Source organism: Albidovulum denitrificans, assembly GCF_002973535.1.
GTDB lineage: Bacteria > Pseudomonadota > Alphaproteobacteria > Rhodobacterales > Rhodobacteraceae > Albidovulum > Albidovulum denitrificans.
In genome coordinates this window covers 393,488-419,226 of record NZ_PVEP01000001.1, presented here as the reverse complement: position 1 = coordinate 419,226, position 25,739 = coordinate 393,488, and the positions used below count along the sequence as shown (strand labels likewise).

Annotated in this window: 21 protein-coding genes; 15 read left to right on the top strand and 6 right to left on the bottom strand. The window is 66.5% G+C overall.

Translation table 11 applies throughout. The annotated features are described in order from the left end of the window. The first annotated feature begins 197 nt into the window (after positions 1–197). Positions 198–932 carry a hypothetical protein gene (locus tag LX70_RS20605; RefSeq protein ID WP_211301646.1) on the top strand — a complete coding sequence of 245 codons (735 nt, stop codon included), beginning with the start codon at positions 198–200 and terminating at the stop codon, positions 930–932. A gap of 107 nt (positions 933–1,039) precedes the next feature. On the opposite strand, the gene LX70_RS01940 is transcribed toward LX70_RS20605, so the two are convergent. From LX70_RS01940 to LX70_RS01925, 4 genes are all read right to left on the bottom strand, one after another. Beyond that, entirely contained in the window at positions 1,040–1,666 is a 627-nt protein-coding gene (locus LX70_RS01940; protein ID WP_105512844.1) for a transglutaminase-like cysteine peptidase, read from the bottom strand. 125 nt (positions 1,667–1,791) lie between these two features. Continuing rightward, complete coding sequence (locus LX70_RS01935) at positions 1,792–3,054, bottom strand: ABC transporter permease subunit (RefSeq protein ID WP_105512843.1); 1,263 nt, start codon at positions 3,052–3,054, stop codon at positions 1,792–1,794. Next, positions 3,051–3,860 (bottom strand): taurine ABC transporter ATP-binding protein, encoded by an 810-nt coding sequence (locus LX70_RS01930; protein WP_105512842.1) that lies wholly within the window; start codon positions 3,858–3,860, stop codon positions 3,051–3,053. Before LX70_RS01930 ends, LX70_RS01935 begins: the two co-directional genes overlap by 4 nt. Before the next feature lie 68 nt (positions 3,861–3,928). Then, complete coding sequence (locus LX70_RS01925; RefSeq protein WP_105512841.1) at positions 3,929–4,927, bottom strand: taurine ABC transporter substrate-binding protein; 999 nt, start codon at positions 4,925–4,927, stop codon at positions 3,929–3,931. Between the two features lie 275 nt (positions 4,928–5,202). On the opposite strand from LX70_RS01925, the gene LX70_RS01920 reads away from it, so the two are divergent. Next, positions 5,203–6,588, top strand: a complete 1,386-nt coding sequence (locus LX70_RS01920) for an aminotransferase family protein (RefSeq protein ID WP_105512840.1) — start codon at positions 5,203–5,205, stop codon at positions 6,586–6,588. Positions 6,589–6,775: 187 nt separating this feature from the next. Here the strand turns inward: LX70_RS01920 and LX70_RS01915 are convergent, their stop codons facing one another. Then, a complete protein-coding gene (locus LX70_RS01915) occupies positions 6,776–8,332 on the bottom strand; it encodes a hypothetical protein (RefSeq protein WP_105512839.1) in 1,557 nt (518 codons plus the stop codon). 173 nt (positions 8,333–8,505) lie between these two features. Here LX70_RS01915 and pdxR point away from each other — a divergent pair, with 173 nt between their 5' ends. The 8 genes from pdxR (at position 8,506) to LX70_RS01875 (ending at position 19,170) form a co-directional block, all read left to right on the top strand. Continuing rightward, complete coding sequence (gene pdxR, locus LX70_RS01910; RefSeq protein WP_105512838.1) at positions 8,506–9,984, top strand: MocR-like pyridoxine biosynthesis transcription factor PdxR; 1,479 nt, start codon at positions 8,506–8,508, stop codon at positions 9,982–9,984. Positions 9,985–10,055: 71 nt separating this feature from the next. Then, complete coding sequence (gene xsc, locus LX70_RS01905; RefSeq protein ID WP_105512837.1) at positions 10,056–11,831, top strand: sulfoacetaldehyde acetyltransferase; 1,776 nt, start codon at positions 10,056–10,058, stop codon at positions 11,829–11,831. After that, on the top strand, positions 11,831–12,577 hold the full coding sequence (locus LX70_RS01900) for a sulfite exporter TauE/SafE family protein (protein ID WP_245884896.1): 747 nt from the start codon (positions 11,831–11,833) through the stop codon (positions 12,575–12,577). Before xsc ends, LX70_RS01900 begins: the two co-directional genes overlap by 1 nt. 45 nt (positions 12,578–12,622) lie before the next feature. Then, the gene (locus LX70_RS01895; RefSeq protein ID WP_105512836.1) at positions 12,623–13,558 is read left to right on the top strand and encodes a phosphate acyltransferase; all 936 of its coding nucleotides are present in this window, start codon (positions 12,623–12,625) and stop codon (positions 13,556–13,558) included. Next, positions 13,555–14,685: an acetate/propionate family kinase gene (locus LX70_RS01890; RefSeq protein WP_105512835.1), complete on the top strand. Its 1,131-nt coding sequence runs from the start codon at positions 13,555–13,557 to the stop codon at positions 14,683–14,685. The genes LX70_RS01895 and LX70_RS01890 overlap by 4 nt, the downstream gene beginning before the upstream one ends. A 74-nt stretch (positions 14,686–14,759) precedes the next feature. Continuing rightward, the gene (locus LX70_RS01885) at positions 14,760–17,549 is read left to right on the top strand and encodes a molybdopterin oxidoreductase family protein (RefSeq protein ID WP_105512834.1); all 2,790 of its coding nucleotides are present in this window, start codon (positions 14,760–14,762) and stop codon (positions 17,547–17,549) included. Beyond that, on the top strand, positions 17,546–18,280 hold the full coding sequence (locus tag LX70_RS01880) for a 4Fe-4S dicluster domain-containing protein (RefSeq protein WP_105512833.1): 735 nt from the start codon (positions 17,546–17,548) through the stop codon (positions 18,278–18,280). Before LX70_RS01885 ends, LX70_RS01880 begins: the two co-directional genes overlap by 4 nt. Then, positions 18,280–19,170 (top strand): dimethyl sulfoxide reductase anchor subunit family protein, encoded by an 891-nt coding sequence (locus LX70_RS01875; protein WP_105512832.1) that lies wholly within the window; start codon positions 18,280–18,282, stop codon positions 19,168–19,170. The genes LX70_RS01880 and LX70_RS01875 overlap by 1 nt, the downstream gene beginning before the upstream one ends. Positions 19,171–19,282: 112 nt before the next feature. On the opposite strand, the gene LX70_RS01870 is transcribed toward LX70_RS01875, so the two are convergent. Next, positions 19,283–20,251 (bottom strand): LysR family transcriptional regulator, encoded by a 969-nt coding sequence (locus LX70_RS01870; RefSeq protein ID WP_105512831.1) that lies wholly within the window; start codon positions 20,249–20,251, stop codon positions 19,283–19,285. 97 nt (positions 20,252–20,348) lie between these two features. Between LX70_RS01870 and hisD the strand changes: the two genes are divergently transcribed. The 5 genes from hisD to pgl all read left to right on the top strand — a co-directional run bounded on the left by hisD (position 20,349) and on the right by pgl (position 25,737). Then, complete coding sequence (gene hisD / locus LX70_RS01865) at positions 20,349–21,647, top strand: histidinol dehydrogenase (RefSeq protein WP_105512830.1); 1,299 nt, start codon at positions 20,349–20,351, stop codon at positions 21,645–21,647. Positions 21,648–21,653: 6 nt separating this feature from the next. Further along, positions 21,654–22,340: a cysteate racemase gene (gene cuyB / locus LX70_RS01860; protein ID WP_105512829.1), complete on the top strand. Its 687-nt coding sequence runs from the start codon at positions 21,654–21,656 to the stop codon at positions 22,338–22,340. Between the two features lie 84 nt (positions 22,341–22,424). Continuing rightward, positions 22,425–23,414 carry an acryloyl-CoA reductase gene (gene acuI / locus LX70_RS01855; RefSeq protein ID WP_105512828.1) on the top strand — a complete coding sequence of 330 codons (990 nt, stop codon included), beginning with the start codon at positions 22,425–22,427 and terminating at the stop codon, positions 23,412–23,414. 200 nt (positions 23,415–23,614) lie between these two features. Next, positions 23,615–25,069 carry a glucose-6-phosphate dehydrogenase gene (gene zwf, locus LX70_RS01850; RefSeq protein WP_105512827.1) on the top strand — a complete coding sequence of 485 codons (1,455 nt, stop codon included), beginning with the start codon at positions 23,615–23,617 and terminating at the stop codon, positions 25,067–25,069. Then, positions 25,066–25,737 carry a 6-phosphogluconolactonase gene (pgl, locus tag LX70_RS01845; protein ID WP_105512826.1) on the top strand — a complete coding sequence of 224 codons (672 nt, stop codon included), beginning with the start codon at positions 25,066–25,068 and terminating at the stop codon, positions 25,735–25,737. Before zwf ends, pgl begins: the two co-directional genes overlap by 4 nt. Positions 25,738–25,739 lie beyond the last annotated feature (2 nt).

Genomic DNA, 25,739 nt, shown 5'->3' with positions numbered 1-25,739 from the left:
TCTAGCGCAAACTGTTCGCATTTTCGCAACATGTGCCATGAATTTGCCGCAGGTAAGTTTAAATTAAGGCCAAATCTGCTAAGTTTTGCAGTGTTGATTTGGCGGGCAGAGCGACCTCAATGGGTGGGGGCGCGCATTCCGCCAGGAGGTGCGCAATGAAGTGGTTGAATGGTACGTCTGTTGCTGCTGCGGCAGCGATGTCTCTTGTTGTAGGTGGTATGCTCACGGCGCCGACTGCGGCCCAGGCGAATACGCGGCTGATCGTCCCGGAGGAGATCTACCGTCTGTGCGACCGCAGGCAGTTTACGCGATCCGAGATCCGCAAGATCCAGAAGCGGAGCGATTATGAGCTGATCCTGCGCTATACGGCGGATCAGTGCGCGGGTGTGGCCTCTGTCCTTGGTGACGGGGCGACGGCGAGCCTGCCGGGGAGTTCGGGCGGCGCCGGTGGCGCGGCCGGTCTGGCGGGCGGTGCGGCGGTGACGCGCACGGCCGGGACGTCGGGTGGCGCTTCGGGTGGTGCGGCGCAATGCGTGCCGGGCCTTGGGCTGGCCAATTCCTGCGATCCGATCTGCGACCGGCAGGAGTTCACGACGCGCGAGATCCGGGCGATCCAGCGCAGTGAAGATTTCCCGACGATCCTGGAATGGACGCTTGAATCCTGCCCGGCCGTGGCGGCGGTTCTGACCAATACCGCGACGGCGACGACGGCGACCGAGCCGGACCGCCGCGGTGGCGGCGGTGACCTTGGCGGCGGCACCGGCGGTGGTGATACCGGCGGTGGTGACAACGGCGGTGGTGACAACGGCGGTGGCGATAACGGCGGCACCGGCACCGGCGGGTCGCGCCCGCCTGAGCCGGATTCCAACACCGACCCGGACGGGTACGATCACTGGCGTGACACCTACGGTCCGGGTAGCGGCTGGAACTGATCGCGGCGCGGGGCCGGTCAACGGCCTGCCGTAACGCATGAAAAAAACGGCGCGTCAGCCCAGGCTGGCGCGCCGTTCCTTTATCCGCCGTGTGCCGCCCGCCCGCTTCAGGCGCGGGTCGCGAAGATCCCGCCCGAGAAGATCGCGTTCCAGCGCGAGGGGCGCGCCGGATCCTGCATCTTCAGAAAGCTGTAGCCGGTCGCGCGCCAGGGCTTGATCGAACTCGTCAGGCTGTCCAGCACATAATCGGCCGATGCGGTGCGGATCACCAGAACGGCGTGGCTGCCCCGGTTGCGGTCCAGAACGGTCGCGATCAGCAGCCGGTCGGGCGACACGCCCGCTGCCATCAGCGCCTTTTTCTTCGCCAGCACCACATCCTCGCAATCGCCACCACGGGCCGAGGGAAGGGTCCAGTATTCTTCGGTCCCGTACTGGCTCCGGTCGGAAACCGGGCGGACAGCGCGGTTGATCTTGCCGTTGATGCCCCTGGCGACGCTCATCGCGCTGGCGTCCGACATGTTCAGCCGCCCGGTGCGGGCGCAGGCCCAGCTGTAGCGGCCGCACAGGTCCGCAGCACCCGCGGGCGCCGAGATGGCCTTGCGGATTCTCATCTGGTCGGGCGGTTGCGCGGCGAAGGCGCCGGCGTCCGGGAGGATGGCGATGGCAGCGGCTAGAGTGACGAACCGCGCCCCTTTGCGGACCATGCGGCCCGCATGCATGATGATCGGCGTCATTGGCAGCTCTCTGACGTTTCCGTGTGATAGCAGAAGGCCAGAGGGCAGTGGTGATTCTTTGCCGCAAATATGGCGAGAATGGGGAAATCCGCCTCAATCATCGGTTGATCCCGGCGGTCACACGCCTATCCGCGCCCCTTCCACGGCACCAGCCAGCGTTCGGCCATCCGCATCAGGATGTCGATGCCATAGCCGATGATGCCGATCAGGATGATCCCCATCACGACGATGTCGGTAAGCTGGAATTTCGACGCCGCGATGATCATCATCCCCGCGCCTTTCTGCGCCGCGACCAGTTCGGCGGCGACCACGGTCCCCCAGCAGACCCCCATCGCGACCCGCGCGCCGGTGAAGATGTCGGGCAGGGAATTGGGGATGATGACATGGCGCATGATCTGCCATTTCGAGGCGCCAAGCGAATAGGCGGCGTGGATCTTTGAGATTTTCACCCCCGACACGCCCGCCCGCGCCGCGATGGTCATGATCCAGAGCGCGGCAAGGAAGAGAAGGACGATCTTGCCCGTTTCCCAGATGCCGAACCAGATGATGACCAGCGGGATCAGCGCCAAGGGCGGCACCGGGCGCATGAATTCGACGATCGGGTCGAACCAGCCCCGGAACCAGTTCGAGAGGCCCATGGCGTAACCCAGCGGAATGCCGACGAGCGAGCCGAAGAAGAACCCGGCGAGGACCCGCAGGAGCGAGGCGGTCAGGTGGCCCAGAAGCGATGTGTTCTGATAGCCGTTGGTCGCGATCTCGAAAAACCGCGCCACGACGGCCTCGGGCGAGGGGAGCCAGATCGGCTCCATCTGCCAGCCGGAGTAAGGTTCGAAGTTCAGCGACCCTTTCGAGGTCAGCGTGACGCTGCCATCGGCAAGCTTGACCTTCTGGTCGGTGGCGATGGGTGTGCCGTCCACGGCGGTGATGCTGTAGCCGTCCCCCGCGCCCTCGTCATTCGCGGCGGGGCGGATCAGCACGCTGCGCCAGGCCTGCACCGTGGCGCCGTCATCCTTGGCAAAACCGTCGCCGGGCGCGGGATCAGGCGCGGCGCCGGACTGGCGCGGCTCGGTCACGGTGACATGAACCGTCGCGCTATCCGTCGCGCCGGAGGCATCCCTGGCGGTGTAGGTAAAGGACGTCTCGCCGATGAACGGGCCGGGGACGTGGAGGGGGACGTATTTCGACCCGGTGAAGGCGCCCCAGATCAGGAAGATGGTCAGGACCGAGATGACCGAGGCGACACGGTCGGGGACGATGGCGCTTTCGTCGCCGAAGGTCACGGTCTTGAGGCTGGTGAAATCGTTGCGCGCCGCGCGGCGGGTGCGGATCAGGCGGACGATGATATAGGAGAGGATGAAAAGCGCGATATAGAAGACAAGAACGATCATGCCTCGGCCCCCTCGGCGCGGCCCATGATCTCTTCCTCCATGCCCCAGATCATCGACAGGATCTCTTCCCGCCGCTCGGCGAAGCCTGCGGATTTCTTGACCTCGCGCAGGTCCTTGCCGACGCCGTCATCGGCGAAGGGCAGGCGGTATTCCTTGAAGATGCGGCCCGGTCGCGGCGCCATGACCAGAAGCCGTTCGCCCAGAAGCAGCGCCTCCTCGACCGAATGGGTGATGAGGATCACGGTCTTGCCGGTCTCCTTCCAGAGCTTCAGGACCAGACCCTGCATCTTTTCCCGCGTCAGCGCGTCGAGCGCGCCCAAGGGTTCGTCCATCAGCACGACCTGCGGTTCGTTGGCCAGGCACCGGGCCAGCGCCACACGCTGCTGCATCCCGCCCGAAAGTTCATAGACCGCCTTGTCCTTGAAATCCTGAAGGCCGACGGTTTCGAGAAGATGATCGGTGATGGCATTCCGCTCCGCCTCGGCCATGCCCTTCATGCGGGGGCCGAAATCGACGTTCTTGCGCACGCTCATCCATTCGAACAGCGCGCCCTGCTGGAACACCATCCCGCGTTCCGGGCCGGGGCCGTTCACGCGCTTGCCGTCCAGCGTGACCTTGCCTTCGGTGGGGGCGAGGAAACCGGCGAGGATGTTCAGAAGCGTGGTCTTGCCACAGCCCGACGGGCCGAGGACCGACAAAAGCTCCCCCGGTTGAAGGTGAAGCGAGACGTTTTTCAGCGCCTGCACGGAACTGCCGTTCGGCAGGTCGAAGCGCATGGAGATATTGTCGATGATAAGTCCGGTCATGTCCCTCTGGTCCCGATGGAGAAGTCGCGGCCCGGTGCATCGACCGGGCCGCGCGCAGGGAAAGGGGGTTACATGCCTTTCGCGGCCTCCAGCGGGCCGGTGTTGACGGCCCCGTCATAGCTGTCGCGCGCCGCGGGGATGGAGCCCGCGTCGACGAAGACCTGGCTGACGCCCTTCATGAAGGTCTGCGCATTGCCGCCCAGCCACTTGGCGGACAGTTGTTCGTCGATCGAGGGGAAGACCATGGTGGAGATGGCCTGCTTCGCCGTGTCGATGTCCTGACCGGAATCGGCGGCAATGACCTTCAGCATCTCCTCCTGCTTGGATCCTTCGTTCCACATGTCATTGGCGTCTTCCGTCACCTTCATGAACTTCGCCGCAAGGTCCGGGTTCTCGGCCACGAAGCTTGCCGGGGCGGAGATCACGTCGAAGACGAGGATGCCAAGGTCTTCCTTCTCGGCCCCGGTCAGAAGGACGTTGCCGTGCTCCTTCATCCGGGTCAGGCCGCCGCCATAGCCGCAGGCCATGTCGACCGCGCCCTGCGCCAGCGCCGCGGCACCTTCCGGCGGGGCCATGTCGACCACGTCGAGCGAGGCAAGGTCGATGCCGAAATGGTCCATCTGCCGCAGGAAGCCGTAATGCGCGGCGGTCCCCAGCGGCACGGCGACCTTCTTGCCCGCAAGATCGGCGGCATTCTCCTTGGTGATCTCAAGGTCCGAGCGCACGACGCAGTTGTCGTTCTCGGAATAGGACACGGCGACGGCGATGGTCTGAAGGTCCTGCCCGGCCGAGGTGGCGACGACGAAGGGCGGCACGCCCTGGCTGACCGCGATCTGCACGTCGCCCGAGGCCATGGCGGCCGACATCGCGGTGCCGGTGTCGAAGGCGCGCCAGTTCACCTTGACGCCCATCTCCTCGTCATAGGTTCCCATCTGCTTGGCGTATTCGAAGGGCATCGGCCATTCGAGGAAATAGGCCACCGTGATTTCATCGAGCGCCAAGGCGCCCTGCGTTCCGGCCACAAAGGCCATGGCCGCGACGGTGGTCGTCAGAAAAGTCTTCTTCATGTCGTTCTCCCTGTTCCCGCGAGGATCGTGGACCGTCCCGCTTGGGTCCCACTATGGGGTCCGTTCACCTTGGGTCATAGGACCAGTTAGCGCAAGCGGGATAAGGCCAGAGCCGCCTTTGCGCGGTCCCGCACCGGCCCGTGCGGCGATTTCTGGACCGAGATGAGGGTTCGATCTGGACATACGGCGCGCGCGGGTTTCATGGTGACCTTCCCCGAAGCAGGAAACCCGGACCCGTCCGGCCCGTTGATGCGCAATCCCGAAAGGCTCCCCCCATGGATACCACCCGCTACAGCAACGATCTTTCCGAAGTGGTCGAGGCCGACCGCGCCCATATCTGGCACCACCTGATCCAGCACAAACCGTTCGAGACGACCGACCCGCGGGTGATCGTCGAGGGCAAGGGGATGCGGGTCTGGGACGCGCGGGGCAAGGAACATCTGGATGCCGTGTCGGGCGGCGTCTGGACGGTGAACGTGGGCTATGGCCGCGAGTCGATCGCCAAGGCGGTCTACGACCAGCTGATCCGCATCAACTATTTCGCGAATTCGGCGGGCTCCATCCCCGGTTCGATCTTTGCCAAGCAGCTGATCGAGAAGATGCCGGGGATGAGCCGGGTCTACTACACGAACTCGGGTTCGGAGGCGAACGAGAAGGCCTTCAAGATGATCCGCCAGATCGCGCACAAGCGCTATGGCGGCAAGAAGTACAAGATCCTCTACCGCGAGCGGGACTATCACGGCGGCACCATCGGCACCATGTCGGCGGGCGGTCAGGAAGAGCGCAACATGCAATACGGCCCCTTCGCGCCGGGCTTCATCCGCGTCCCGCATTGCATGGAATACCGCAAGCAAGAGGGCGCGCCGGTCGAGAATTACGGCGAATGGGCGGCCGACCAGATCGAGAAGGTGATCCTGGCCGAGGGGCCGGATACGGTGGGCGGACTTTGCCTTGAACCCGTGACGGCGGGCGGTGGCGTCATCACGCCGCCCGAGGGCTATTGGCAGCGGGTGCAGGAGATCTGCAAGAAATACGACATCCTTTTGCATATCGACGAGGTCGTCTGCGGCGTCGGGCGCACCGGCACCTGGTTCGGCTATCAGCAATACGGCATCAAGCCGGATTTCGTGACCATGGCGAAGGGTGTCGCCTCGGGCTATGCCGCCATCGCCTGTTGCGTCACGACCGAGGCGGTCTTTGAGATGTTCAAGGACGATGCCTCTGATCCCCTGAACTATTTCCGCGACATTTCCACCTTCGGCGGCTGCACGGCCGGTCCCGCGGCGGCGATCGAGAACATGCGCATCATCGAGGATGAGGGGCTTCTGGCCAATACCGTCAAGATGGGCGAGCGCGCGATGGGCAACCTTCACGCGCTGATGGAAAAGCACAAGGTGATCGGCGACGTGCGCGGCAAGGGTCTGTTCCTAGGCGCCGAGCTGGTGGCCGACCGTCAGACGAAAGAGCCGGTGGACGAGAAGAGCGTGCAGGCGGTGGTGGCCGACTGCATGGCGCAGGGCGTCATCATCGGCGCGACCAACCGCTCGGTCCCCGGCCTGAACAACACGCTTTGCCTGTCGCCCGCGCTGATCGCCACCCCGGATGACATCGACGAGATCACCGGGGCCATCGACAAGGCGCTGAGCAAGGTCTTTGGCTAAAGCGTTTCGGGTCTGCGTTGAGAAAGGAAGTATCGGAATTCGAACGAAATAAGTTCGAATTCTGATACGGTGTAAACCCGAAATGCTATGAGAAAGGGTTTCGCCCCGGCTGACGCCGGGGCGATCCATGTGGGGGCGCTGCCCCCACACCCCCGGAGTATTTTTGCCACGATGAAAGGGTGAGGGGTCAGTCCGGCAGCGTTGCGCAGCTTTGGGCGCGCGGGCCGGTGGCGCCCGTGCAGCGCAGCAAGATGTCGAAATGGCGCGAGGGTCGGGCGGGGCGGTAGTCCTTCAGGATCGCCTGCCAGTCCGGGGCGGGGGCCATGAAGCTGTCCCAGGTGAAGCTCTGGTCGTCGATGAACCCGTAGCCGCGGTCGAAGATCAGAAGGTCCGGGTGGTGGCTTTCGATATCCGTGACGATGTCCTGCCGGACGCGGGTCAGGATGGCGTTGAGGCGCGCGCATGTCTCTGGCGCGGCGGCGCAATCGGTGGCGGCGAGGGCGCTGAGCGCGCCGGGGATCGGCCAGAGATGCGGGTAACGCCCGGCCCAGCTTGTACCGAGGGCAAGGGCGACGGGCGGGCCTGCGGTCACTTCGGTGGAGAGGACAAGGACACCGTCGGCCTGCCAGGCGGGGTCGAGGTTCGCGGTGAGTTCGTCAAGCTGCGGGTTGCGGTAAAGCCCTTGCGCAAAGCTGACATAGCCCGCGCCGATTATGGCGAGGGACGCAAGGGCGGCGACGGGCGTGGGCCGGGGGCTGTGGGCGAGGACCCAGAAGCAGGCCATCAGCGCGAAGCCTTCCAGCGGGATCGTGTGATACTGAAACCCGTTCCACTGGATGATGTAGGAGGCGAGGCCGCCAAGGGCCGCGGCGGCGAAAATCCCCGTGCCGGGCGGCACATTGCGCCCGGTCAGAAGCGCGAGGGCGAAAGGCGCGAAGGGCGCGGCAGTGACGAGCAGGAAGCCGAGCGTGCGGTCCTGCGGCAGCGCGATGGCGCCGTAGACGTCGCGCGCCAGCGGGATCACGTCGCGGAAATATTCGGGATGCAGCGCCCAGACGGCGCCGACATAGGCAAGGCCCACCGCGCCCATGGTCAGGTTGGCGGGCGACAGGATCGGTTTCAGGCTGCGCGTGGCGGCCACCTGCCAGAGTGTGACGAAGGCCGGGATGAGCAGGAAGAAGGGTTTCAGGCAGATGCCGACGCCTGCGACGGCGGCGGTGGCGATGACGGTCCTCAGGGGCAGGGACACGCGGCGCGGTAACTGCGCGATCAGCCAGGGGGCGGTCAGGATCAGCATCACCTGTTCGCGCTGCGCGATGTCGTTCATCGCCGGAAGGATCATCGCCACGGCCAGCCCCAGAAGCGCCACGGCGCTGCGCGGGGCGGAGCGGGCGAGGTCCTTGGGGAAAAGCCGCAGGCAGGTCAGAAGGCTGACCGCCATTGCCGCGCAGATCACCGCATATTGCGCGTTCGGGCCGCTTATCCCGGTCAGGTCCGACAGGATCAGGGGCGGCACGGTCAGGTAGAAGTTCAGGGGCGGGTTCACCTCGAATATATCGACATAGAGCCGCGCGCCCTCCAGCCAGTCGCGGGTCGCGATCAGGAACCAGGCGGTGTCGTGGTTGACCGTGCGGCCCCAGAGGAAGGCCAGGAGCAGGGCCGGGATCGCGACGGCAAGGGCAACCCCGGCGGCGGGGCGGGCCTTGGCCCTGGGGGCGGTAAGGGCGGGGGAGGAACTGGTCATGCGACGGGCCGGACTGTTTCGGTTTCGCGCCTAATATCACGACCACTATGGCGGTAATATGGTCGGGCGGGGACAATTGGGGCCGGTTCCCCCCTTTGCTGCGACGGCTTGACGCAGGGCGCCTTTCCGGCTTCCATAGGTCCAGTCATGCCACCCCATAGGTCCAGTCGCCCATGATCCCCGCCGAAGCCTTCTTCCTTACCCCCGGTTTCAACGGCACGCTCCAGCAGGAGATCCAGCAGATGGTGGCCGAGGGCATCCTGCGCGGCCGCTTCCGCGCGGGCGAAAAACTGCCGTCGAGCCGCCGCCTGGCGCGCCATCTCGGCGTCAGCCGGATCACCGTGACGCTGGCCTATACGGAGCTGGTATCCAGCGATTACCTCGCCGCGCGCGGGCGGTCGGGCTATTATGTGTCCGACACCGCGCCACAGCCGACGCTTTACCCGGCGGATGAGGCGCCGCGGCGCGATGGCGTCGACTGGGACCGCTGGACCGGGCGGCGCTTTTCCCGCCATCCGGTCGCGACCAAGCCGCAGGACTGGCATTCCTACCCCTATCCCTTCATCTACGGCCAGGCGGATGCGGCGCTTTTCGACCATCAGAACTGGCGGCAATGCGCGCTCCGCGCCCTCGGGCGGCGTGATTTCGAGGTGTTGACGGACGATTTCTACGAACGCGACGACCCGATGCTGATCGAATATATCGTCCGCAACATCCTGCCCCGGCGCGGGATCGCCGCGCGGCCGGAGGAGGTGCTGCTGACCATGGGGGCGCAGAACGCGCTTTGGATCGCGGCGGAGGTGCTGGCGGGACCGGGGGAGCGGGTGGCGATCGAAAACCCCTGCTATGCCGGGCTGCGCGCCATCCTTGGCCAGTTGGGGGCGGAAATTCACGCCGTCGAGGTGGATGAAGAGGGGCTGCCCCCCGCCGCATTGCCCGACGGGGTGCGCGCGGTCTTTACCACCGCCAGCCACCATTGCCCGACCAATGCGACCATGCCGGTGGAACGGCGCGCCGCGCTTCTGGCCCGCGCGGCGGATGAGGATTTCATCGTGGTCGAGGATGACTACGAATTCGAGATGTCGTTCCTGAAACCCGCCGCGCCGGCCTTGAAGTCGCTCGACCGCGAAGGGCGGGTGGTCTATGTCGGCTCCTTCTCGAAATCGCTTTTTCCGGGCCTTCGGCTTGGCTATCTTGTGGCCTCCGAGGGGTTCATCCGCGAGGCGCGCGCGCTGCGCGCCGCGATGCTGCGCCACCCGCCGGGCCATATCCAGCGCACGGTCGCCTATTTCCTGTCGCTGGGCCATTACGATGCCCTCATCAACCGGCTCAACCAGGCCTACAAGCGGCGCCGGACGGTGATGGATGACGCGATCCGGGCCGAGGGGCTTGAGATCGCAGGGCAGGGTGCCTTTGGCGGGTCGAGCTTCTGGATGCGGGCGCCCGAAGGCGTCGATACCGACCGGCTGGCGGCCGATCTGCGCGGGCAGGGGGTGCTGATCGAGCCGGGCCGCGTCTTCTTTGCACCGGGGGCGGGGCCGTCGAACCATTACCGGCTGGCCTATTCCTCGATCGCGCAGACACGCATTCCCGAGGGCATCGCGCTGATCGCCGCGGCGCTGCGGCGCGCTGGACCTAATGCGCCCCGATAACTGGCCCTATAGGGCGGACGGGGCCGCGCAGTAGAAGACCTTGCCGGAACAACGCATCAGGGAGGCGGACCATGAAAATGACGACGGAAGAGGCATTTGTGAAAGTGCTGCAACGGCACGGGATCGAACATGCCTTCGGAATCATCGGGTCTGCCTTCATGCCGATCTCGGACTATTTCCCGCGCGCGGGCATCATGTTCTGGGACGTGGCGCATGAATGCAACGGCGGCTACATGGCCGACGGCTTTACCCGCACCACCGGCAAGATGGCGATGATCATCGCCCAGAACGGCCCCGGCATCACCAATTTCGTGACCGCCGTGAAAACCGCCTACTGGAACCATACACCGATGCTGCTGGTCACGCCGCAGGCGGCGAACAAGACCATCGGGCAGGGCGGTTTCCAGGAGGTGGAGCAGATGGCCGCCTTCAAGGACATGGTGGCCTATCAGGAAGAGGTGCGCGACCCGTCCCGCATCGCCGAGGTCCTCAACCGCGTCATCACCAAGGGCAAGCGGCTGTCGGCCCCGGTCCAGATCAACGTGCCGCGCGATATGTGGACGCAGGTGATCGACATCGAATTGCCCGCCATCGTCGATTTCGAACGCCCCTCGGGCGGCGAGGACGCGATTGCCGAGGCGGCGAAGGTGCTGTCCGCCGCGAAGTTCCCGGTGATCCTGAATGGCGCGGGCGTGGTCCTTGGCGGCGCGATCCCGGCGAGCCAGGCGCTGGCCGAACGGCTCGACGCGCCGGTCTGCTGCAACTATCAGCACAACGATGCCTTCCCCGGCTCGCACCCGCTTTTCGCCGGGCCGCTGGGCTATAACGGGTCCAAGGCGGGGATGGAACTGATTTCGAAGGCGGACGTGGTCCTTGCGCTTGGCACAAGGCTGAACCCGTTCTCCACCCTGCCGGGCTATGGGATCGACTACTGGCCGAAGACCGCGAAGCTTATTCAGGTTGACATCAACCCCGACCGGATCGGGTTGACGAAGCCGGTCGCTGTGGGGATCGTCGGCGATGCGAGGAAGGTGGCCGAAAGCCTGCTGGCGCAGCTTGGCGCGAGCGCGGGCGATGCCGGGCGCGATGACCGCAAGGCCCTGATCGCGAAGACGAAATCCGCCTGGGCGCAGGAACTCACCTCGATGGATCATGAGGATGACGATCCCGGCACCAACTGGAACGACCGCGCCCGCAAGGCCAAGCCGGAATGGATGAGCCCGCGCATGGCCTGGCGCGCGATCCAGTCCGCGCTGCCGAAAGAGGCGATCATTTCCTCCGACATCGGCAATAACTGCGCCATCGGCAATGCCTATCCGTCCTTCGAGGCGGGGCGCAAATACCTCGCCCCCGGTCTTTTCGGCCCCTGCGGCTATGGCTTTCCGGCCATCGTCGGCGCCAAGATCGGCAACCCGGGCGTGCCGGTGGTCGGCTTCGCCGGTGACGGCGCCTTCGGGATTTCCATGAACGAGATGGTGGCGATCGGGCGCAAGGAATGGCCCGCGATCACCATGGTCGTCTTCCGCAACTACCAGTGGGGCGCGGAAAAGCGCAACACGACGCTGTGGTATTCGGACAACTTCGTCGGCACCGAACTGAACGACGACGCGACCTATGCCGGGATCGCACGGGCCTGTGGCTTGCAGGGCGTTCAGACCAGGACGATGGAGGAGCTGACCGCCGCTCTGGATCAGGCGCTGAAGGACCAGAAGGCGGGCAAGACCACCTTTATCGAGGCGCTGATCAATCAGGAACTGGGCGAACCCTTCCGCCGCGACGCGATGAAGAAACCCGTCGAGGTGGCCGGGATCGACCCGGCAGACATGCGGCCGCAGAAGGGCGCGTGATGGCGCTGCCCTTCGGGCTTTCCCCCGGTGTGGCGATCTTTCTGCTGGCGGCGATCCTTGGGGCGGCGGTGGTGCGGGGCTTTTCCGGCTTTGGCTTTTCCGCCCTCGTGGTCGCCGTCACCGGGCTTGTCAGCGACCCGCGCAACGCGGTCGCCGTGGTGCTGTTTTGTGAGATCGTGATGACGCTTCAGGCCGCAAGGGGGATCGCCGGCCATGTCGATTGGTCGCGCGTGGGGCTTTTGCTGCTGGGCGCGGCGGTCGGTGTGCCGCTGGGCATCCATGGCCTCGTGACCATCGGCGTGGACGGGGCGCGGGTGGCGATTTCGCTTTTCATCCTTGTCATGTGCGGGGTCCTTCTGGCCGGGTGGCAGACGGGGCGGGAGATACGGGGCTGGCCCAATGCCGCACTTGGCGTCGTCTCGGGCGTGGCCAATGGCGCGGCGATGGCCGGTCTGCCGGTGGCGGCGGTCTTTTCGGCCCAGCCGATCCCGCCGCAGGTCTTCCGCGCCACGCTGATCGCCTATTTCGCGGTGCTGGACATCTTTTCCTTCCCGCTCTTGTGGCAGGCGGGGCTTGTCACCCGCGACACCTTCGTGGCGCTGGCCTTCGCGCTGCCCGCGCTTCTGATCGGCAATCATTTCGGCAACTATCGCTTCAGCCGCGCCGCCCCGCAGAGTTTTCGCCGCCTCGCCATCGGTCTTCTGGCCGTTCTCGCCGCACTTGGCCTTGCACGGGCGGTCCTGTGATGCCTGACTGCCGCCACAGACAGGAACCGGCCAAGGACCAGATCCATGCGTGACCCCTTTCCCTTCCTTTCCGGCACCGCGCCGGTCTGCCCGCCGGGCCTGATCGCCCGCGCGCGCGGCTTTCGCCCGCCCCGCGTGGCGCTGGTCAATGCCGCAGCACCCTTTCCCTTGCAGGGGATGCAAGAGGCGGCCGAGGCCGGGTTGGCAGAGCCGATCCTGATCGGTGACAGGAACAAGATCGCCGCCGTGGCCGAGGAAATCGGCTGGGACATCGCCGGGCTGCGCCTGATCCACGCGCCCCGCGACACCGCCGCGCCGGAAGCCGCGCGGCTGGCGCGTGACGGGCAGGCGGACGCGATCATGAAGGGGCAGATCCATTCGACCACCTTCCTCAAGGCGCTTCTGCCGTCCTCGGTCGGGCTGCGCGACCGTTCGATGCGCTGCGGCCATGTCTTTCACATCACCCTGCCGGGGCATGAACGCCCGCTTCTTTTGACCGACTCGGCGCTGAACGTGAACCCGGATATGGAGACGCGCCACGCCTGCCTGGCCCATGCCGTCACGCTGGCCGAAAAGCTGGGGATCGACACGCCGAAGGTCGGCCTTCTGGCCCCGTCCGAGGATGTCAGCCCCTCGATCCCCAATACCGAGGAGGCGGCCGCCATCGCCGAATGGGCGCGCCTGTCACTGCCGCAGGCGATCGTCGAGGGGCCGATGGCGCTGGACCTGATCTTTTCGCATGAGGCGGCGGTGGCGAAGAATTATGCCTCGCGCGTTTCGGGCGATGCCGATGTCATGGTGGTGCCGAACATCACCAGCGGCAATGCGATCTTCAAGCTGATGGTGCTGGGCATGGGCGCCTGCGCGGGCGGGCTGGTGATGGGGGCGAAGGTGCCGTTCCTTCTGACCTCACGCTCGCAGGACGCGGCGGCGCGGCTGGCCTCGGTCGCGCTTGGGGCCATCGTTGCGGGGGGCGCATGATCTTCGTCGTCAATGCCGGGTCGTCTTCGATCAAGGTCGCGCTCTTTGACGGCGCGGTGCAGGCGCTGTCGGGCATGGTGGGGGAGATTGGCGGGGCTTCGCGGCTGACGGTCGGGAAGGGTGCCGCGCGCGCCGTCAGCGCGCCGGACCACGAAGCGGCGCTGGCGCTCCTGATCGAGGGCTTCGCGGATCAGGGCCATCCGCTGTCCGCCTTGCGCGCGGCGGGCCACCGGGTCGTCCATGGCGGGCGCGAGCTGACCGCGCCGGTACGGGTGACCGACGCCGTTCTGGCGCAGGTGGAGGCCTGCGTGCCGCTCGCGCCGCTGCACAACCCGCATAACCTGTCGGCGATCCGGGCGCTGATCCGGCTTGCGCCCGACCTGCCGCAAGTGGCCTGTTTCGACACCGCCTTTCACGCCACGAACCCCGAGGTGGCGCTGCGCTACGCCCTGCCGCCCAAGGCCGAGGCGGAGGGCATCCGCCGCTACGGCTTTCACGGTATTTCCTATGACAGCCTGACACGGCGGCTGCCCGATCTTCTGGGCCATATGCCGGGCCGGGTGCTGGCGCTGCATCTGGGCAATGGCGCCTCGCTCTGCGCGATCCGGGACGGGCGGTCCGTCGCCACGACCATGGGCTATTCCCCGCTTGAGGGGCTGACGATGGGGACGCGCACCGGGTCCATCGACGGCAACGCGGTCTTGCGGCTGGCGGAGTTGCACGGGATCGGGGGCGCGGCGCGGATCCTGAACCGGGAAAGCGGGTTGCTGGGGCTGGGCGGTGTGTCCGACATGCGCGCGCTTCGGGCGGCCGATACCGAGGCCGCGCGCTTTGCCATCGACCATTTCGCCTATTGGGCGGTGCGCCATGCAGGCTCGATGATCGCGGCGATGGGCGGGCTTGACTGCGTCGCCTTCACCGGCGGCATCGGCGAACATGACGGGGCCATGCGGGCGGCGATCTGCGACGGGCTTTCCTTCATGGGCGTTGCCATCGACGGCGCGGCCAATGCGGCGGCGGCGGGGCGGCTGGACCGGGGGCAGGGACCGGCGGTCCTGATCGTTCCGGCGGCGGAAGAGGCGCATATCGCGCGCGCGACGGCAGAAGTGATCGCCGGGCGATTGTAGGTTGGGGAATATAGGTCTTGCAATACGACCTCGGGGCGGACAACGTTCCCGAAAACAGGCAGGGTGGGGAATAAATGGGCTATCAGCAGCCAAAGCTTGAAACGTCGCCGAAGGTCTCGGACGAGGTGCGGCGGACCACCTGCTACATGTGCGCCTGCCGCTGCGGGATCAACGTCCACCTGACATCGGGCAAGGTCACCTATATCGAGGGCAACCGCGACCACCCGGTCAACAAGGGCGTTCTGTGCGCCAAGGGGGCGTCGGGCATCATGCAGGTGACGGCACCTTCCCGCCTGCGCGCGCCCCTGAAGCGCGTCGGCCCGCGCGGGTCGGGCGCGTTCGAGGAGATTTCCTGGGATGAGGCGCTGGACATTGCCGTCGGCTGGCTGAAACCGATCCGTGAGACGGCGCCCGAAAAGCTTGCCTTCTTCACCGGGCGCGACCAGTCGCAAAGCTTCACGAGCCTTTGGGCGCAGGGCTTCGGCACACCGAACTACGCCGCGCATGGCGGATTCTGTTCGGTCAACATGGCGGCTGCGGGCATCTACACGATGGGCGGCGCCTTCTGGGAATTCGGCCAGCCGGACTGGGACCGGACCCGGCTTTTCCTGCTGTTCGGCGTGGCCGAGGATCACGACAGCAACCCGATCAAGATGGGCATCGGCAAGCTGAAATCTCGCGGCGCGCGGGTGATCGGCATCAACCCGATCCGCACCGGCTATAACGGCGTGGCGGACGACTGGTACGGGATCACGCCGGGGACCGACGGCTTGCTGATCCTGTCACTGATCCATGAGCTTTTGAAGGCCGGCAAGGTCGATCTTGACTACCTGTCGCGCTGGACCAACGCGCCCTGCCTGATCGAAGAGGCGGAGGGCGAGGAAAAGGGGCTGCTGCTGCGTGACGTGCTGGGCAAGCCGCTGGTGGTCGATCGGCAAAGCGGCGATCTCGTGCCGTTCGACACGCCCGGCATCCGCCCCGACCTTGCCGCGGTCAGGAACGGCAACCGCACCGTGTTTCAGCATATGGCGGAACGCTACCTGTCGCCCGACTACGCGCCCGAGGCGGTGGCGGAGCGTTGCGGGATCGCGGCCGACCGTATCCGCGCGCTTGCCGCCGAGATTGCCCATGCGGCCTTTGACGACCCCGTCATCCTCGACCGTCCCTGGACCGACTTTCGGGGTGAACGGCATGAGAGGATGGTGGGCCGCCCGGTCAGCTTCCATGCCATGCGGGGCATTTCGGCGCATTCGAACGGGTTTCAGACCGCCCGCGCGCTGCATGTCCTTCAGATCCTTCTCGGCAGCGTGGAGACCCCCGGCGGCTTCCGCTTCAAGCCGCCCTATCCAAAGCCCGCCTTCGCGCATCCGACGCCGCATTCCTACTTCCTGCCCGGCCGCCCGCTGGACGGCCCGCATCTTGGCTTCCCGCACGGGCCGGAACATCTGGCGCTGAAGCTTGACGACCAGACGCCGGCGCGGATCGACAAGGGCTTTACCTGGGAAAACCCGCTGTCGGCGCATGGCCTGATGCATATGGTCATCCCCAATGCCCATGCGGGCGATCCCTACAAGATCGACACGCTGATGCTCTACATGGCGAACATGTCGTGGAATTCCTCCATGAATACCGGCGCCGTGATGGAGATGCTGACCGACAAGGACGAAGACGGCGACTACAAGATCCCGCATATCATCTATTCCGATGCCTATGCCTCGGAAATGGTGGCCTATGCCGACCTGATCCTGCCGGACACGACCTATCTGGAACGCCACGACTGCATCAGCCTGCTTGACCGGCCGATCTGCGAGGCCGACCATGCCGCCGATGCGATCCGCTGGCCGGTCACGCCGCCCGACCGCGACGTGCGCGGGTTTCAGTCGGTGCTGGTGGACCTTGCCGGGCGTCTGGGCCTGCCGAACTTCGTGGCCAAGGACGGCGCGCCGCTCTATCGCGACTATGCCGATTACATCGCCAACCATGAACGCCGCCCCGGTGTCGGCCCCCTGATGGGCTTTCGCGGCGACGGGTCGGCGGTGGGGCGCGGCGCGGCGAACCCCGACCAGATCGCGCGCTATATCGAGAATGGCGGCTTCTTTCAGGTCGAGGTGCCGGAGGAGGCGACGTTCTTCAAGCCGTGGAACAGCGCCTATCAGGACTGGGCCGTTTCGCTGGGCTTCTACGACCAGCCGCAACCCTATATCTTCCAGCTATACGCCGAGCCGATGCGGCGGTTTCAGCTTGCCGCCGAGGGCTATCACGAACGCCAGCCGCCCGACCATCTGCGCGACCGCATCAAGGCGACGATGGACCCGCTGCCGATCTGGTATCCGCCTTTCGGCGATGATGTGGCCGGGGATTATCCGGTCCACGCGCTGACGCAGCGGCCGATGGCGATGTACCATTCCTGGGGCTCGCAAAACGCCTGGCTACGGCAGATCCACGGGGTCAATCCCCTATATGTGCCGACGAAGATCTGGCAGGCAGAGGGGTTCCGCGACGGCGACTGGGCGCGCGTGACCTCACCCTCGGGGGAGATCACGGTGCCGGTCGCCCATATGGCGGCGCTGAACGAGAACACGATCTGGACCTGGAACGCGATCGGCAAGCGCAAGGGGGCCTGGGCGCTGGACGATGATGCACCGGAGGCCACGAAAGGGTTTCTTCTCAATCACTTGATCCATGAACTTCTACCCCGGAAGGGGGATGGGTTGCGCTGGTCGAACTCTGACCCGATCACCGGACAGGCGGCCTGGTTCGACCTGCGGGTGCGGATCGAGAAGGTCGCCGCGCCGGTTGAGGCGCAACCGGCCTTCGGCCCCCTGCCATCCCCGGTTCCACCGGCGAAAAGGAACCGCCCATGACCGCTTTGCCACCCCCTTCGAAGGTCAAGCTGGGCCTTGTCATCGACCTTGACACCTGCGTCGGCTGCCATGCCTGCGTGACCGCCTGCAAGGGCTGGAACGATCAGGGCTATGGCGCGCCCTTGTCCGACATGGACGCTTATGGATCAGCACCTTGCGGGACGTTCCTGAACCGGGTTCACAGCTATGAGGCGCAAGAGTCTGATACCCCGTCGAAAATCGTCAACTTCCCGCGGTCCTGCCTGCATTGCGACAATGCGCCCTGTGTGACGGTCTGCCCGACCGGCGCCAGCTACAAGCGGGCCGAGGACGGGATCGTTCTGGTGAACGAGGACGCCTGTATCGGCTGCGGTCTTTGTGCCTGGGCCTGCCCTTACGGCGCGCGGGAAATGGATGGTGAGGCGGGGGTGATGAAGAAATGCACCCTCTGCGTCGACCGGATCTATAACGAGAACCTGCCCGAAGAGGACCGCGTGCCCGCCTGTGTGCGCACCTGCCCGACCGGCGCGCGCCATTTCGGCGATCTGGGCGACCCGGAAAGCGCCGTCAGCCGTCTGGTGGCAGAGCGGGGCGGCTATGACCTGATGCCGGAGATGGAGACGGCCCCGGTGAACAAATACCTGCCGCCGCGCAGGAAGGGGGCGGCGGATGTCGCGCCCCTGACCCCGCTTCTGGATGTGCAGGCGAGCGGGTTCGCGGGCTGGCTCGACCGTCTTCTGGAGAAGTTCTGATGCATCCCGCACCTTCGGTTATCCTGTTCACCGTCCTTTCCGGCATGGGCTTTGGCCTGCTGGCCTTCCTCGGCCTTGGCGCGGCGCAGCCCTTGGGCTTGGCCGCCTTCCTGCTCTGGGGGCTGGGCTACGCGCTGGCGGTTGGCGGGCTTCTTGCCTCCACCTTCCACCTTGGCAATCCGCAGCGGGCGCTGAGGGCCTTCACCCAATGGCGGACAAGCTGGCTGAGCCGTGAAGGCTGGACCTCGGTCCTGACGCTTCTTCTTCTTGCCCCGGTCGCGCTGGCGGCGATTTTCGGGGGCCTCCTGCCGCCGATGTTCGGGGCCACCGGGGCGGCGATGGCGCTTTTGACGGTTTATTGCACCTCGATGATCTATGCGCAGCTTCGCACCGTGCCGCGTTGGAACCACTGGACCACGCCCGCGCTGTTCATGTGTTTCGCGCTGACGGGCGGCGCGATGCTGAGCGGGCATAACGGGGCGGGCGCGATTCTGGCGCTGCTGCTCGGCGGGCTTCTGGTCTTTGCCTTCCGGCGCGGGGACGGGGCGTTTGCCGACGCCGGGTCCACGATCGGGACCGCCACGGGGCTGGCGGGTCAGGTCCGGCAGGTCGCGCCGCCGCATACCTCGGAAAATTACCTGATGAAGGAGATGATCTACCGCGTCGGGCGCAAGCATTCCCGCCGCCTGCGGATCATCGCGGTCCTTTTCGCAAGCCTCCTGCCGGCCGCGATCCAGTTGTTCGTGCCGCCCCTGCCGGTGGTCATGGGCTTTGCCGCGCTTTTGCACCTGATCGGCGCCTTTGCCGCGCGCTGGCTGTTCTTCGCGGAAGCCGAGCATGTCGTGGGGCTTTACTACGACGCCCGGCCCGCAGCCGCTTCCATTTCCTGAAACCTGCCCTTCGATCTTCGCGAAGGGGTCAGGCTTTGCTTGCCGTAGGGGCCTCTCTTGCCCCCAACTGCGCCGGGGTATCGGGACCGGCAGGCGGAATTTGCGGGCGGCGTCAGGACATCACGGCGAAACTGTCGCCCAGCCAGGGGGCGACCTCACGCGCGGGCAGGATCGCGCGGGTGCGCATGATCGCCTTCAGCATCCCGGCGATATCGGTCGCGACCGGCATGGTCCCGTCGGCCGGCGCGAAAAGCGAGATGCGCCGCGACATGGCGGCCAGCGGCAAGGGGTGCAGTTCGACCCTGGTCAGGAAGGCGCGGGCGCGGATCACGGCCAGCGGCGTCGTGATGGAAAAGCCAAGCCCCGCCGCGACCAGCGCCATGATCGACTGATTGCTGTCGATCTCGATCCGTTCGGGCAGGTGGACACGGTGGCGGGCCAGATGCGCCTCGATCTGGCGGCCCATGAATTGCGCGCGGTCGTAGCGCAGGAAGGGCAGGGCAGAGAGCGCCTCCATCTCTCGCCCTTTCGGCAGGTCAAAGCCGCGCGGAACCGCCAGAACGTAAGGATCGCGCAGAAGCGGATGTTCCGTGGCGCCCGCGACCGCGTCCTGCGGGGCGGCGGCCACGACGATGTCCAGCACCCGCTGGGTCAGCATCGCGGTGATTTCATGGCTTGGCCCGGTGGTCAGGCTGAAATGGCAATCGCGCAGGTTCTGCGTCAGCGCGATGACAAGGTCGGGCGTGATCTCGGCATCGAAATCGTCGATGACGCCCAGATGCAGGTGGCCGATCTGGGCAATGTCGAGAACGGCAAGTTCCGCCTGCGCCTGACGCAACTGCCCCATCGCGTCGCGCGCCCGGCGCAGGACGAGGCGACCGGCCAGCGTCAGTTGCAGCGGGCGGTGGGCGCGGTCGAACAATTCCACCCCAAGGGCTGCCTCAAGGTTGCTGATCTGCTGCGAGGCGGCGGGCAGGCTGAGGCCGATCCGGCGCGCGCCGTCGGCCAGCGTCCCGGCCTGCGCCGTGGCGTCGAAGAGTTCCAGCGCGCGCAGCGTGACGCCTTTGGGCAGGGTCGGCATCGGGGTCTCCGGGGTGGCAACGAATTTCGAAAAAATGAACTTGAGGCCGGGACGGGTCAAGCCCCGGCGCAGATGATTTGACAGGGAGAGCGTTTGGATGAGTGTCCAGTTTCTGAAAAAGGGCCGGGAAGCGGCCGCGATGGCCGAGGATGAGCTGCGCGCGCGGGTCGCCGCGATGCTGGCGCGGTTGCGTGCCGGGGGCGACGCGGCGGCGCTGGACTATGCGCGCGCGCTTGACGGCTGGGACGGCCCGGTTCTGGTGACGGAGGAGGAGATCGCGGCGGCGGCAAAGGCGCTGCCGCAGCAGGTCAAGGACGACATCCGCTATGCCCATGACAATATCGCCGGTTTCGCCCGCGCCCAACGTGCCAGCCTGTCGGAGACGGAGGTGGAACTGCGCCCCGGCCTGCGTGTCGGCCAGCGTCTGATCCCCATCGCCGCCGCCGGGGCCTATGTGCCGGGCGGGCGCTATTCGCACATCGCCTCGGCGCTGATGACCGTGACGACGGCGCGCGAGGCGGGCGTGGGCCATGTCGCCGCCGCCTCGCCCCCACGATCGGGCGAGGGGATACCAGCGCCGGTGCTCTATGCCCTTAGCGTGGCCGGGGCCGACCGGATCTTGAAGCTGGGCGGCGTGCAGGCCATCGCGGCGCTGAGCTTTGGTCTTTTCGGCCTGCCGCGCGCCGACATCCTGATCGGGCCGGGCAATGCCTATGTGGCGGAAGCCAAGCGGCAGTTGTTCGGCGAGGTCGGCATCGACATGGTCGCCGGGCCGACCGACAGCCTTGTGATCGCAGACAGGACGGCGGATGCGGAACTGGTCGCCTGGGACCTTGTGGGGCAGGCCGAACACGGGCCGACCTCGCCCGTCTGGCTGGTCACCGACGATGCGGATCTGGCCGGGCGGGTCGCGGCGCGCATCCCCGCGCTCATCGCCACGCTGCCGCCCGACAACCGCGCGGCGGCCGAGGCCTCCTGGGGGGAGCGGGGGGAGATCATCCTTTGCACCAACCGCGAGCGGATGGCGGTCGAGGCGGACCGGATCGCGCCGGAACATCTGCATGTGCAGGCGGCCGATCTGGACTGGTGGCGCGGGCGGCTTAGCGCCTATGGCTCTCTTTTCCTCGGGGCCGAGGCGACGGTGGCCTTTGGCGACAAGGCGTCCGGCACCAACCATGTGCTGCCGACCTCAGGCGCGGCGCGCTATACCGGGGGGCTTTCGGTGCTGAAATTCCTCAAGACCGTGACCTGGCAGGAAGTGTCCCCGGACGCGCTGCGCGATCTGGCCGCCGTGACGGCCCGCATCTCGCGCTATGAGGGGATGGAAGGCCATGCCCGCAGCGCCGATATTCGGCTTGAGCGATTCTTTCCGGGTGAGAGCTTTCGGCTGAGGTAGGGCAAGATGCGGCTGGTGGGCATTCTGGGCGGCATGGGGCCGGAGGCGACGGTGCTTCTGATGCAGAAGGTGATCGACCGGCGCGCGGGCGGCGACGATGCCGGGCATGTGCCGCTGCTGGTCCACCAGAACCCGCAGGTGCCAAGCCGGATCGCCGCGCTGATCGAGGGGACGGGCGAAAGCCCGGCGCCGGTCTTGGCCGCTATGGCGCGGGCGCTGGAAGGCGCTGGGGCGCGGGCGCTGGCCATGCCCTGCAACACGGCCCATGCCTATGCCGGGGCCATCCGGGCGGCGGCGGGGGTGCCGTTTCTGGACATGATCGGCCTCAGCACCGCGCGGCTTGCGGGGCAGGGGCGGCGGATCGGGATGCTGGCCTCGCCCGCCGTGCGGCTGGCCGGTGTCTTCGACGATGCTTTTGCAGCGGCGGGGCTGACGGCGATCTGGCCCGCAGATGACGCCCCGGTGCTGGCGCTGATCCGGGCGGTCAAGGCCGGCCGCACGGGGGCGGAGGAACGCGCGGCGCTGACGGATGCGGCGCGCGGGCTTGTCGCGCAGGGGGCCGATCACCTCGCCATCGCCTGCACCGAACTGTCGATGCTGGCGCCCGGCCTGCCCGAGGGGGTAGACTGGACCGATACGCTCGATTGTCTGGCTGACGCCATCGTGGCCTTTTCGACCGCCGCAGGTGATTGATCTTTGCGGCCATTGCCGGGATGGTGACGGCGACTCGCGGGCGGCCTGACCGGCCCTCCGCAGCGAATGAATGGAGGACACCCGATGAAGGCGCTGATCGTCGAGAAGGACGAAGACGGCAAGACCCATGCCGCCGTGCAGGAGATCGACGAAAGCCGTCTGCCGGAGACGGAGGTCACGGTGGCGGTCGACTATTCGACGGTGAATTACAAGGATGGCCTTTGCATCGGGCCGGGCGCGGGGCTGGTGCGGAGCTATCCGCATGTGCCGGGGATCGACTTCGCCGGGACGGTGGAGGCGTCCTCGGACGCGCGCTACAGACCCGGCGACAAGGTCGTCCTGACCGGCTGGCGCGTGGGCGAGGCGCATTGGGGCGGCTATGCGCAAAAGGCGCGGGTGCGGGCCGACTGGCTGGTGCCGCTGCCGGATGGGCTGACGACGCGGGCCGCGATGGCGGTCGGGACGGCGGGGCTGACCGCGATGCTGGCGGTCATGGCGCTTGAGGATCACGGGCTGAAACCCGGTCACGGTCCGGTTCTGGTCACCGGCGCGGCGGGCGGTGTCGGGTCCGTCGCGGTGGCGATTCTGGCAAAGCTCGGCCATGAGGTTGCCGCCGTCACCGGGCGGCCGGAGCAGGCGGAGTATCTGAAAAGCCTTGGCGCGACCCAGATCGTCGCGCGGGAGGAACTGACCGAGGTCACCAGGAAACCGCTGGAAAGCGAGGTCTGGGCGGGCTGCATCGACGCCGTCGCGGGCGCGATGCTGGGGCGGGTGCTGAAGCAGATGAAATACGGCAGCTCCGTCGCCGCCATCGGCCTTGCGGGCGGGGCGGCCATCGAAGGCGCGCTCATCACACCCTTCATCCTTCGCGGTGTGAACCTTCTGGGCATCGACAGCGTCATGCAGCCTTACGACAACCGCCTGCGGGCCTGGAAACGGATCGCCAGGGACCTGCCGATGGACCAGCTTGAGGCGATGGTGGAACCTGCAACGCTTGCCGACCTGCCGCGCCTTGGGGCGGCGATCCTGAAGGGGCAGGTGCGGGGCCGTGTCGTCGTCGATGTGAACGGCTGAGGCCGCGCGCGCGGTTCGCGAAGACCGGCCGAAGGCGGGGGACGACCTCAGCCGTCTCTGGCCCAAAACCCGCGAATCTGTTCTTCTGCACCGCGACGCGCCGGGACCCCTGCCGGGTCGCGCGGCGCTGGACTTGAGGAAGCAAAGACACTATGAGCAAGCCGGTTAGCGCTAACATACGCAGCAGGAGCGAGGTTCATATGGTTTCCCGCGTCATTCCGGTCGAGACATTCGACCTCGTCATCTTTGGCGGCACGGGCGATCTTGCCCGGCGCAAGATCCTGCCGGGGCTTTATCGCCGTTATGTCGCGGGGCAGATCCCCGAAGGCTCCCGCATCATCGGTGCCGCGCGGGCGGAACTGGACGATGCCGGGTTCCGGGCCTTCGTGGCCGAGGCGATCGAGGAATTCGTTCCCGCCAAGGCCCGCGATGCCGAGGCGGTCGCGCGGTTCCTAGAACATCTGCACTATGTCAGCGTCGATGCGAAGGGGACGACCGGCTGGAAGGAACTGGGCAAGCTGATCCGCAAGGATGTGGTGCAGGCCTTCTATTTCTCCGTCGCGCCGTCCTTGTTCGGCGATCTGGCCGAACGGCTGCATGGCAACAAGATCGCGACGCCGGACTCGCGGATCGTGGTCGAAAAGCCCTTTGGCCGTGACCTTGAAAGCGCCAGGGCGCTGAACGCGACGCTGGCCGAGCATTTCGCGGAAAGCCAGATCTACCGGATCGACCACTATCTCGGGAAAGAGACGGTTCAGAACCTGATGGCGGTGCGCTTCGCCAATATATTGTTCGAGCCGCTCTGGAACGCGCGCCATGTCGATCACGTCCAGATCACGGTGGCCGAAACCGTGGGCGTTGGCGGGCGCGGCGCCTATTACGACCGTTCGGGCGCCATGCGGGACATGGTGCAGAACCACATGATGCAGCTTCTTTGCCTGATCGCGATGGAGGCGCCCTATCAGTTCGACCCCGACGCGGTCCGGGACGAAAAGCTGAAGGTCATCCGCGCGCTGGAGCCCGTGACGCCCGAGGACATCGTGCGCGGGCAGTACCGCGCGTCGAAGGATACCGCCTCTTATCCCGCCGATGCGGAGAACCCCAATTCCACCACCGAAAGCTTCATCGCGCTGAAGGTGGAGGTGGCGAACTGGCGCTGGAAGGGGACGCCGTTCTACCTGCGCACCGGCAAGCGGCTGCGCGCGCGCGCGTCCGAGATTGCCATCGTCTTCAAGGAGGTCCCGCATTCGATCTTCGGCGATGAGGAAGGCTGGCGCGAAAACGTGCTTTCGATCCGCTTGCAGCCGAATGAAGGGATGACCCTCAGCGTGATGATCAAGGAGCCGGGGCCGGGCGGGATGCGCCTGACCGAGGTGCCGCTGGACATGTCCTTTGCCGAGGCTTTGGGCGAGGACGGGGCCGATATTCCCGACGCTTATGAGCGGCTGATCATGGATGTGATCCGGGGCAACCAGACCCTGTTCATGCGCGGGGATGAGGTGGAGGCCGCCTGGGCCTGGACCGATCCGATCATCGCGGGGTGGGAGGCGAAGGGCGACAAGCCGAAGGGCTATGACGCATTTTCCTCTGGCCCCGAGGATGCGCTGATGCTTCTGCATCGTGACGCGCGGCGATGGCGGGAGATTGCGGAATGAACCTGGTCGAATATCCCGACGCGGAACTGATGATGTTCACGCTGGCCGATCAACTGGCCAGCGATCTGGGGACGCAGTTGCGCACCCATGACCGGGCGAGCCTGTCGGTGCCGGGCGGGACCACGCCGGGGCCGGTCTTCGACGTGCTGTCGGGGGTGGGGCTTGACTGGGACCGGGTCACGGTCTTCCCGAACGACGAACGCTGGGTGCCGGAGACGAGCGAACGGTCGAACGGGCGGCTGTTGAAACAGCGCCTCTTGACCGGCAAGGCGGCGGCGGCGACCTTCCTGCCGCTTTATGCCGGGGCGGAGCGACCGGAGGATGCGATTGACGCATTGGCCGAGGCGATCGAACCGCATCTGCCGATCTCGGTCCTGCTTTTGGGCATGGGGGCGGATATGCACACGGCCTCGCTCTTCCCCGGCGCGGACCGTCTGGCCGAGGCGCTGGCGCCCGACGCGCCGGTCCTTTTGCCGATGCGGGCCGCAGGCGCGGGGGAGCCGCGCGTGACGCTGTCGGCGCGGGTGTTGCGGGACGCGATGGCGATCCATGTCCTGATCACCGGGGCGGAGAAACGCGCGGCGCTGGAACGGGCGATGGACCTGACGCCGGATCAGGCGCCGATCCGCGCGGTATTGGATGAGGCCACCGTCCACTGGGCGGCCTGAAC

Coding starts and splice junctions, on each gene's coding strand:
- LX70_RS20605 (WP_211301646.1), top strand. CDS start 198: ATGTCTCTTGTTGTAGGTGGTATGCTCACGGCGCCGACTGCGGCCCAG.
- LX70_RS01940 (WP_105512844.1), bottom strand. CDS start 1,666: ATGACGCCGATCATCATGCATGCGGGCCGCATGGTCCGCAAAGGGGCG.
- LX70_RS01935 (WP_105512843.1), bottom strand. CDS start 3,054: ATGATCGTTCTTGTCTTCTATATCGCGCTTTTCATCCTCTCCTATATC.
- LX70_RS01930 (WP_105512842.1), bottom strand. CDS start 3,860: ATGACCGGACTTATCATCGACAATATCTCCATGCGCTTCGACCTGCCG.
- LX70_RS01925 (WP_105512841.1), bottom strand. CDS start 4,927: ATGAAGAAGACTTTTCTGACGACCACCGTCGCGGCCATGGCCTTTGTG.
- LX70_RS01920 (WP_105512840.1), top strand. CDS start 5,203: ATGGATACCACCCGCTACAGCAACGATCTTTCCGAAGTGGTCGAGGCC.
- LX70_RS01915 (WP_105512839.1), bottom strand. CDS start 8,332: ATGACCAGTTCCTCCCCCGCCCTTACCGCCCCCAGGGCCAAGGCCCGC.
- pdxR (WP_105512838.1), top strand. CDS start 8,506: ATGATCCCCGCCGAAGCCTTCTTCCTTACCCCCGGTTTCAACGGCACG.
- xsc (WP_105512837.1), top strand. CDS start 10,056: ATGAAAATGACGACGGAAGAGGCATTTGTGAAAGTGCTGCAACGGCAC.
- LX70_RS01900 (WP_245884896.1), top strand. CDS start 11,831: ATGGCGCTGCCCTTCGGGCTTTCCCCCGGTGTGGCGATCTTTCTGCTG.
- LX70_RS01895 (WP_105512836.1), top strand. CDS start 12,623: ATGCGTGACCCCTTTCCCTTCCTTTCCGGCACCGCGCCGGTCTGCCCG.
- LX70_RS01890 (WP_105512835.1), top strand. CDS start 13,555: ATGATCTTCGTCGTCAATGCCGGGTCGTCTTCGATCAAGGTCGCGCTC.
- LX70_RS01885 (WP_105512834.1), top strand. CDS start 14,760: ATGGGCTATCAGCAGCCAAAGCTTGAAACGTCGCCGAAGGTCTCGGAC.
- LX70_RS01880 (WP_105512833.1), top strand. CDS start 17,546: ATGACCGCTTTGCCACCCCCTTCGAAGGTCAAGCTGGGCCTTGTCATC.
- LX70_RS01875 (WP_105512832.1), top strand. CDS start 18,280: ATGCATCCCGCACCTTCGGTTATCCTGTTCACCGTCCTTTCCGGCATG.
- LX70_RS01870 (WP_105512831.1), bottom strand. CDS start 20,251: ATGCCGACCCTGCCCAAAGGCGTCACGCTGCGCGCGCTGGAACTCTTC.
- hisD (WP_105512830.1), top strand. CDS start 20,349: ATGAGTGTCCAGTTTCTGAAAAAGGGCCGGGAAGCGGCCGCGATGGCC.
- cuyB (WP_105512829.1), top strand. CDS start 21,654: ATGCGGCTGGTGGGCATTCTGGGCGGCATGGGGCCGGAGGCGACGGTG.
- acuI (WP_105512828.1), top strand. CDS start 22,425: ATGAAGGCGCTGATCGTCGAGAAGGACGAAGACGGCAAGACCCATGCC.
- zwf (WP_105512827.1), top strand. CDS start 23,615: ATGGTTTCCCGCGTCATTCCGGTCGAGACATTCGACCTCGTCATCTTT.
- pgl (WP_105512826.1), top strand. CDS start 25,066: ATGAACCTGGTCGAATATCCCGACGCGGAACTGATGATGTTCACGCTG.